Origin of the sequence: Bariatricus sp. HCP28S3_D3, assembly GCF_052065755.1 — a bacterium.
Taxonomy (GTDB): domain Bacteria; phylum Bacillota; class Clostridia; order Lachnospirales; family Lachnospiraceae; genus Allocoprococcus.
In genome coordinates, this window is the sequence record NZ_JBQHTK010000059.1 from 1 (window position 1) to 6,496 (window position 6,496).

The 6,496-nt window shown below is 43.3% G+C and carries 6 protein-coding genes and 2 pseudogenes; 4 read left to right on the plus strand and 4 right to left on the minus strand.

Features of this window, described 5'->3' with window-relative positions; genetic code table 11:
- On the minus strand, positions 1–594 hold a 594-nt coding region (locus tag ACTNB3_RS17390; RefSeq protein WP_441027200.1), incomplete at its 3' end, for an RNA-guided endonuclease TnpB family protein.
- Positions 551–949 carry an IS200/IS605 family transposase gene (gene tnpA, locus ACTNB3_RS17395; protein ID WP_441027202.1) on the minus strand — a complete coding sequence of 133 codons (399 nt, stop codon included), beginning with the start codon at positions 947–949 and terminating at the stop codon, positions 551–553. The genes tnpA and ACTNB3_RS17390, both read right to left, overlap by 44 nt.
- A 271-nt stretch (positions 950–1,220) precedes the next feature.
- Here tnpA and ACTNB3_RS17400 point away from each other — a divergent pair.
- Positions 1,221–1,391: pseudogene (locus ACTNB3_RS17400) on the plus strand (ABC transporter permease subunit SaoP); the annotation flags it as partial.
- 103 nt (positions 1,392–1,494) lie between these two features.
- Here the strand turns inward: ACTNB3_RS17400 and ACTNB3_RS17405 are convergent.
- Complete coding sequence (locus tag ACTNB3_RS17405; protein WP_441027204.1) at positions 1,495–2,424, minus strand: selenium metabolism-associated LysR family transcriptional regulator; 930 nt, start codon at positions 2,422–2,424, stop codon at positions 1,495–1,497.
- Between the two features lie 146 nt (positions 2,425–2,570).
- Here ACTNB3_RS17405 and ACTNB3_RS17410 point away from each other — a divergent pair, with 146 nt between their 5' ends.
- Positions 2,571–3,083 carry a response regulator transcription factor gene (locus ACTNB3_RS17410; protein WP_441027206.1) on the plus strand — a complete coding sequence of 171 codons (513 nt, stop codon included), beginning with the start codon at positions 2,571–2,573 and terminating at the stop codon, positions 3,081–3,083.
- 86 nt (positions 3,084–3,169) lie between these two features.
- Here ACTNB3_RS17410 and saoC read toward each other — a convergent pair whose 3' ends face one another.
- Positions 3,170–3,718, minus strand: a complete 549-nt coding sequence (saoC, locus tag ACTNB3_RS17415; protein ID WP_441027208.1) for a Cys-Cys-COOH (seleno)protein SaoC — start codon at positions 3,716–3,718, stop codon at positions 3,170–3,172.
- Positions 3,719–4,153: 435 nt separating this feature from the next.
- Here saoC and ACTNB3_RS17420 point away from each other — a divergent pair.
- Together ACTNB3_RS17420 and ACTNB3_RS17425 are read left to right on the plus strand one after the other, a co-directional pair.
- A pseudogene (locus tag ACTNB3_RS17420) lies at positions 4,154–5,296 on the plus strand (double-cubane-cluster-containing anaerobic reductase); the annotation flags it as partial.
- The gene (locus tag ACTNB3_RS17425; RefSeq protein ID WP_441027209.1) at positions 5,289–6,380 is read left to right on the plus strand and encodes a 2-hydroxyacyl-CoA dehydratase; all 1,092 of its coding nucleotides are present in this window, start codon (positions 5,289–5,291) and stop codon (positions 6,378–6,380) included. The pseudogene ACTNB3_RS17420 and the gene ACTNB3_RS17425, both read left to right, overlap by 8 nt.
- Positions 6,381–6,496 lie beyond the last annotated feature (116 nt).

Consider the following 6,496-nt stretch of genomic DNA (forward strand, 5'->3'; position numbering starts at 1 on the left):
CCCCAGCACTTCCGGTTCTGCTTCTTTTCTCTTCTCTGCTTGGTTCTCACAGACTTCATACTCATAAAGCAGACTTGCATAGTATTTTCCGGAAGGCTCCTGACTTATGGTTACCGACTTCAGGACATACCCCTCCGGTATTTCCCGATGTTTCCTGATCTTCACTTCCTTCAGTTTCGGAAGCCGGATCTTTCCGTTTCTCAGACGAATATTCCCATTCACCACATTCGTTGTATAGCTCTTCCTGCTTCGATGTCTGGACTTGAATTTCGGAAAACCAACAACCGGATTTACAAAAAAATTCTTATAAGCCTTCTCCAAATGAAGCTGCACATTCGCCAGTGCAAGGGAATCTACTTCTTTCAGCCACGGATATTCTTTCTTATAGGCTGCGGGAGTCGTCTTCCTCATTTTCTTCGTTGCCTCATATTCCTTTATCTTGTCATCCAGCATGATATTATAAATAAAACGGCAGCATCCAAATGTTTTAGCAAGAAGTTCTTCCTGTTTTTTATCCGGGTAAATCCGGAATTTATACGCTTTGTTCAAATTACTTTTCACCCTGGCTTTCAATATATCTGCGAATGATTTCAACCGGTGCACCTCCTGCTGTCAAAAGGCAGAAGCTCTGACTCCAAAATGCTTCCTTCCAGAGTTTTTCCCGTATTTCAGGATGTTCCTTCTTCAGCAGCCTGCTGCTTGCGCTTTTATACGCATTGATAAATTTACTGATCTCGCTCTTCGGCTGCGCACGGAACATGACATGTACATGATCCTCATCATGATTCCATTCTTCCAATGTAATCCCATAATTCGGTGCAATATACTCAAATATTTCTTTCGCTCTGTTTGATATTACATCATCTATCACTTTCCGGCGATATTTCACAACCATAATCAAATGATAATATAACAAAAATACTGAATGTGCATTATTATCCAAATCCATATTATAATCAATCCTTTCTTTTATTCGACTGATTATATTATACCACATCCAGCACCTTAGAACAAGTGTTCTCTCATATTTTTTGCAATTCATCTCGCCACCTAAAGAGGTGGGAGAATTCTTGCTATATCTTGTTAAAATTTTGTTATTATTTTACTGCATTAAATTACGAGTCGTCACTAAGGAGGTGAAATATTGGGAGAGAACAAGCAGGTCGATCGTATGATACAGGCCACTAAAAGCAAAGACAGACAAAACTGGCGGAAGATGAGCGGAGTTCATTGCGACAAGTGCCGGGTTCGGTTACATAATGGTGGAAGCACAAGGAAGACTGCAGGCAGAGAAGGTTCTCGCTTATATGGTGATTGCCGGACTTATCGGCTTCCTTATTGATACAATCTTAGTTCTTTGTGAACGCGTATTATTAAGATGGAAAGAATAATAAAGACGGAATCTACGGCATGTCCACCAGGTTGCCGCCGTCTAAAAAGGGTGCTGCCCCATAGATAAATCATCATCTATGGGGCAGCACCCTTTTTTATTCATTATATAATGCTGTATTTTTCCACACAGTAATCTTTAAGTGTACCGATCATTTGTTCCGCTGCTTCTCCCAGTCTCCTCTCTTTGTGATACATTAAGTACATTTTCCGCTTTGTATTCACTCCGCCAAAAGAGAATTCCAGTACTTTCTGCTTATCCAGAGATTCCTTTGCTGCGGTTTTACTGATAAACGCAATTCCTGCTCCCGCTTCTACTGCTCTTCGCACCATCTCTGAAGATTCAAACTGCGCCGCCACATGCAATGATGTAGTATCCAGCTTCAGTGCCTGTTCTATATTTTCAGAGACATTCTTTGTCCCACTGCCCAATTCACGCGTTATAAACCACTCTTTTCTCATCTGCTCAACCGGGAATTTTCCGTTCATATTCCTGTATTTTGCCGTGTTGGGTGTAATCAGGATAATCTCATCTTCAAACAACATTTCCATATGAATCTTTTCACTTTCGCTATCAAGTCCTCCAATCCCGATTTCTACTTCATAATCCAAAATTTTCTGCAGAACATCACCGCTGTCACCTTCCGAAATCCGGAAACATATATCTGGATTCTTAGTTCGAAAATAAGCCAAAAACTGCGGAAACATATAATGCCCCGGCACCGATGAAACAGCTACATTGACCATTTGGTTCATCTCATTTTCACTTCGGCATAATTGTTTCAGTGCCTGATTCTCCGTCTCTAATAACTGCAATGCATATGGATAAAATACCTTTCCTTCCTCAGAAAGCAAAACATCCTTTGTCGAACGAACCAAAAGCTGTACCCCCAGTTCGGCTTCCAGTTGTTTGATATGTGTGCTGATTGTCGGCTGTGACAAATAGAGATATTTGGCAGCCAAAGAGAAACTTTTGTAATTTACAACTCCAATAAAACTTCTTACGTACTCTAAACGCATTTTACTTACTTTCAACTTCCTTTAATAACATAAAACCATATTTCTATTTCTTTTATAATTATAATGCTCATTCACACTTTAGTCTAATCGAAAAAAGCAATGGATAATCTTATTTATTTATTATATCTATTTATTTAGATTCGGAATATTCTTTTTCATCTTTGTTAAAAGAACTTAGAGAACGCCAGATTCTGACTCCCGTGATCCTGCTGAGCGGACGTGAGGAAGATTCAGCCCAGGTAGAAGGTCTGGGGCTTGGTGCTGATGATTATATGACCAAGCCATTCAGCAAAACAGTACTTGTTTCCAAGATCCGTGCAATCGTAAGACGAGCACAGCAATATACTGCAGTACCGTCGTCCCCATCTGTTCTCCAGACTGTGGCACAACGCGGAAGCTTTACCTTGCACTTCGATTCACAGACTGTCCTGAAAGACGGTAAAGAGATTTCGCTCTCCTCAAAAGAATTCGCACTGTTATGTTTCTTCATGGAGAATCCGGAAACGCTCCTTACGAAGCAGGAGATTTTTTCCAAAGTGTGGAAAAGTGAATCTTCTGATGATAACACTATTCTGGTCTACATCAAGCGTCTGCGTGACAAAATCGAAGATACCCCTTCCAAGCCAAAGCATCTGATGACAGTATGGGGAAAAGGCTACCAGTTTTTCCCTTAATATTCAGCAAAACGCGTCATAGACGCGTTTTGTTTTATCTTTAACTTGAATTGCCCTAATTAGAAATCTCTAATTTACACGACATCTCAGCAATCTTCCATTCCTTCTCCAAAGAGGTTCATCGGTGCATTATCGACCACCCTGTAAATGCCGTATCCCACTTTATTTCCTTTCTGTCCCTGCAGGACAAATTCCATTTCGTCCTTCTCATCTATATTCTTGAACGTAATCTTCTGATTCTCAACAGGAGCCGGAATCGCTTCTGTGAAGCCATAATCAATGCTGTTTCCCGAGTCCACTGTAACCAGCAGCCACGTATGCCCCTCCAGCCTGTATATGACGACCAAATCGTCAAGGCCATCGTTCGTCAAATCATTTTCACAGGCAACAAGCACCTCCGCTCCCGGATACTCTGCCAGAAACGCCTGCAGAATCTTATTGTCTTCTGAAACATTTTCCGCATAATCCAGTTCTCTTCCAACCGGCCCTTCCTCGGCCTCTTCCTTCTCTTTTTCCTTCATCTGCTCATAGACATTATCCAGTTTTCCCCGGATTAAAAATCCTGCAAATACGAGCAAAACGATCAGTACTGCTTTCGCCCACGTGCTTCGTAAAATTGATTTCTTTTCTTTCACTTTATTTCCTCTGTTTGTTTCTTGCATTTATAACAATTCTGTAATATATTCTAACTGCATTTTTTTTAATGTAAAGGAATTATCCATTTAGGTACTTGGTTTTTTCAAATATCAAAATTCCCAATAAATCACTATTCAAATATTATCTTTTCATGCAAGTCGGTTGTTTCATTGCCTATTTGATTTTCGTAACATATAATAATAGGTAGTTTGTAACTGTTCAGAGCCAAGCAGATTTGTCAAACAAGGGCGATGAATGCTTGCATTCGTGAGCACTTTTTTGTACAAATCTATTTGGCGGATACGCCACACTGAGGAAACACGAAGTGTTTTCGAGGTTGGCTCTGAACAGTCACAGTAGTTTTACAATACGTTAAAGGAGGAAAATGACATGCCAACTTCGTTGCCTGAACATTTGAAGATTTCGCGGAAGCCAGACGGGAAGGCTTCCTCAAAGTAAAAGAATTAAAAGACAAGGGTGAAAAAATATGCGGCGCTTTCTGCCAGTACACCCCATCCGAAATCATCTATGCAGCCGGACTTTACCAGGTGGCTCTCTGTGGTCGAAGTCCTGATCCCATCAAAACTGCCGAGACAAGGCTTCCTGCCAATTTATGTCCTCTCATCAAAGCAAGTTACGGACATGCCCTGGAAGAAAGCTGCCCATATGCTTATTTCTCAGATGTGGTTGTCGGTGAAACAACCTGTGACGGCAAGAAAAAGATGTACGAACTTCTTGGGGAATTAAAACCAATGCAGGTCATTCATCTTCCGAATGTACCGGACTATGAACGTTCTCTGGAAATGTGGACCGAAGAGATCCGAGCATTTGCCAAAGGTCTGGAAGAGAAATTCAATGTCACGATCACGGATGATATGCTGAACGAGTCCATCGAATGGTGCAACAAAGAAAGGATTCAGGCTGCCCGCATCTATGAATTGGGTAAATACGACCCGCCGGCTATCACCGGAACCAAAATGAACGACATCATGGAAGGCGAGCAGTATATGTTCGACCGTGAGGCAAAATATAATAAGATTAACGAGATTCTTGACCAGTGCGAGAAGAACTGGCACGATGGTATCTATCCATATGAACCGGATCCGAATCGTCCGCGTCTGATCGTTTCCGGCGGCGGATACGGCGGAGTCTCTGCCAAAACGATCAATGTTATGGAAGAACTTGGCGGCGCCATCGTCTGTTATGAAGGCTGCTGCGGCATTTCCTCACGCCGCCGTCTGGTCGATGAAGACCGCAGCCGTGATCCATATGTCCGTATCGCGGAAAAATATATTGAAGTTCCTTGTGCAGTTGTCTCTCCGAACTACCGGCGTATGGATCAGGTCAGAGAAACGATTAAAGAATGGCACGCAGACGGGTATGTGAGCATCACGCTGCATTCCTGCAACCCATTTGCCATCGAAACCGAAAATATCCGTCGTGTCTGTGAAGAGATGGGCATCCCGCTCCTACATATTGAGACCGATTTTTACCCAGGTGATGCAGGACAGATCCGCACCCGAATTGAAGCTTTCCTTGAAATGATTCGTATGGGAAAGGAGGCTGCACATGAATAATCAGAATTTGCAGCAACTGATCGATGACTGCCACAAAACCGGGAAAAAAGTGGCTGTTTTATTCTGTTCCCATGTGCCTCAGGAAATTCTTCTCGCCGCAGATATGATCCCGCTTCGGATCCCCTATGTGCGGGGTGTAAAAGATGCAGCCTCACGGCTTCTCCCCCGCAATGTCTGTCCGGTTGTGAAGAACTGCTGTGATATCTGCGAGGATGAGGCTCTCAAAGATGCCGATTTAATTCTCGCCGAGACTTCCTGCGATGGGAAACGAAAAATGTACGAACTGATTTCACGGCAGGACCGCGTTTATTTTTATCAAGTTCCACAGGGTGCTGACCGCCATTATGTGAAACCGCTCATCCAGTCTGAATGCCGTTTTCTCATCCGGGAACTGAAAAAGCGTTTTGATGTAGATGTGACAGAAGAAAAAATTCACTCAGCCGGAGCTCTTCTGAACCGTGAGCGTGAAAGTATTATGAACCTAATGGAAATCCAGCGCCAGACTCCGCCGGCTGCCTGGGGAAGTGAGATTTTCGAAGCACTGGAAAAGCATCGTACGATTCCGGATATCGAAGAGCGGATCGCTGCCAACATAAAAACCCGTGATGAACTGCTGAGCAGAGAAAGTCCTGTGCCGAAACGGGCAAAACGAATCCTCGTAACCGGATGCCCGTTAAGCAGCATTTACCAGAAAATCCTGCACACTGTTGAAGAAAACCGAGGGGTTGTCGTATGTATCGAGAACTGTGAAGTTGTCAAATCTGCCATCCGGCATTTCGACACAGAAAACAGCGATGTCATTGCTGCTCTTGCCGACTGCTACCAAAATACCGCCTGTGCGATCATGGCTCCGAATGATCTGCGTTTCCGGCTGATCGAACGCCTCTGTGAAGAGTATAAAGTGGACGGAGTTCTGGATGTCACACTGCAGACATGCCACCCATATCCAGTGGAAAGAGACAAAATGCTGAGGCTTTGTGAGGATTCTCTCGGAATTCCTTACATGGCAGTGGAAACGGATTCTTCCGAAGAAAACAGCGGACAGCTTGCGACTCGTGTTGCGGCATTTATTGAAATGTTATAACGGGGACAGGTTCCGTGTCACAAACAAAACACAGTGTGTTACCGCACCACTACCCAAAAAAAACAAGAAACAAAAAGTCTCCGGGGGCCATTTTTATCTGGGGTATAATGCCGTTG

What these genes read in the sequence shown, in the direction of transcription:
- tnpA (WP_441027202.1), bottom strand. Translation starts at nt 949, where the DNA reads ATGGATTTGGATAATAATGCACATTCAGTATTTTTGTTATATTATCAT.
- ACTNB3_RS17425 (WP_441027209.1), top strand. Translation starts at nt 5,289, where the DNA reads ATGAATAATCAGAATTTGCAGCAACTGATCGATGACTGCCACAAAACC.